General features: G+C 53.5%; 1 rRNA gene. It reads right to left on the minus strand.

The features are described 5' to 3' along the window. Positions 1-162: 162 nt before the first annotated feature. Positions 163-279: ribosomal RNA gene (rrf, locus tag ACMXX3_RS11710) — 5S ribosomal RNA — on the minus strand. Between the last annotated feature and the right edge of the window lie 48 nt (positions 280-327).

Here is a 327-nt window from a genome sequence, read left to right on the forward strand (position 1 = left end):
CCAAATGCCTTGTAAAAGGCCATCAGTGGCAGGCTGCGGGCTGGCTCTTGCAGGTGGATACTGCCAGGGGTGCCAATAACCCGAAAGATAGATATTGATCATAGCCAGTTAAAACAAAAAGGCCCGAGCTAAACAGCTCGGGCCTCATGTATCCCAATCAAAAACCGGCGGTGACCTACTCTCCCACACCGTCACCAGTGCAGTACCATCGGCGCAAAGAGCCTTAACTTCCGGGTTCGGGATGGAACCGGGTGTTTCCCTCTCGCTATAACCACCGTAAACCTACGATGAACCACCCCACACAGGGGCAGCAACAACAACCCAACA

The organism is Rothia nasimurium, from assembly GCF_049068285.1.
Lineage (GTDB): Bacteria > Actinomycetota > Actinomycetes > Actinomycetales > Micrococcaceae > Rothia > Rothia nasimurium_I.